At 58.4% G+C, this 1,518-nt stretch carries 1 protein-coding gene; it reads left to right on the top strand.

All coding sequences use genetic code 11. The features are described from left to right. Positions 1-215 precede the first annotated feature (215 nt). On the top strand, positions 216-1,518 hold a 1,303-nt coding region (locus tag ABX749_RS32525; protein ID WP_372899698.1), incomplete at its 3' end, for a sulfatase.

Raw genomic sequence — 1,518 nt, 5'->3', positions numbered from 1 at the left:
GCGACGCCGAGTAGGATCGTCAACAGGACTCGTAGGGGGGCCATAGATAATTAAGTGTTGCACAGAGTTGTTAGAAGCCGATTTCGTTTTGTTTCGGCCATTGTAAACCACGTCTCTGGTTGCGGCAGGTGATTCGATCGCAGGGACGACGGTGCATTTCACGGCGGGTAGACTGTGGTGGGATCGGACGATTCATTCCTTTTTAAAATTTTTCCATGAACCGACAATTCACCACGTGGCTCGGATGCCTGTTTTTGTTCTCGATCGCGTTTGCACCTTCGACCTTGCGGGCAGATCAACGGCCGAATGTCGTCACGGTGTTCATCGACGACATGGGGTGGTCCGACCTCTCCTGTTACGGTGGGACGCGCGCGCAGACCGAAAACATCGATGCATTAGCGGCCGAGGGACTGCGTTTCACCAACTTTTATGTCAACTCACCGATCTGTTCGCCATCGCGCGTTGCATTGTCGACGGGGCAATATCCCCAACGCTGGCGGATCAGTTCGTACCTGGCGGCGCGCAAGCTGAACCGTGATCGCGGCATGGCGCAGTGGCTCGATCCCCAAGCACCGCTGCTCGCCCGTCACTTGCAGCAATCGGGTTATGCGACCGGTCATTTCGGCAAGTGGCACATGGGCGGACAGCGCGATGTCGGTGAGGCGCCGCTGATTCAGGCCTATGGATTTGATCGCAGTCTGACCAATTTTGAAGGCTTGGGACCGAGAGTGCTGCCGCTGAAAGACGCCTACAATGGCAAGCCGCCGCAAAAGCACGACCTGGGATCGGCCGACCTTGGCAGAGGTCCGATTCGTTGGGAAGACCGCTCGGTGGTGACGGCCGCATTTGTCGAGCAAGCGGTTGCGTTCGTCGATCAGGCGCAAGCCGATGGCAAGCCATTCTTCGTCAACGTTTGGCCCGACGATGTGCATTCGCCGTTCTTTCCACCAGAAGTCCTTCGCGACAAAACGGACGAGTCCAAGCGGGCGCTTTATTACGCGGTGCTCGATGCGATGGACCAACAACTTGCCAAGTTGTTCGACCGCATTCGCAACGACCCTTCACTGCGCGAGAACACGCTGATCCTGGTCATGTCCGACAATGGGCACGAAGAAGGCGCGGGAGCGTCGGATCCGCTACGTGGCGCAAAGACCTGGCTTTATGAAGGGGGCGTGCGATCGCCGTTGATTGTTTGGGGGCCGGGGCTGTTGGCCGATGGCGTGGCCGGCACCACCAACGACGAATCCATCCTCTGTGCCTTGGACGTCAATCGGTCGCTTTATTCCCTGACGCAAACCGATCCGCCGGACGGCGTCGCCTTCGACGGCGAGGATCTTTCAGCGACGCTGCTGGGGGATCAACGGGAAAGCCGAAGCGAACCGATTTACTGGCGACGCCCACCGGATCGTCCGGGGACGGCGCGTGAAGACAATCCGGATTTGGCCGTCCGCGACGGCAAGTGGAAGTTCTTGGTCAACTACGACGGCAGCGATCCACAGCTTTATGATCTCCAAGCCG

It is taken from the genome of Stieleria sp. (assembly GCF_041595215.1).
Classification (GTDB): Bacteria; Planctomycetota; Planctomycetia; order Pirellulales; family Pirellulaceae; genus Stieleria; species Stieleria magnilauensis.
The sequence above is the reverse complement of the archived record's forward strand: the minus strand, read 5'-3'. Positions and strand labels throughout refer to the sequence as shown.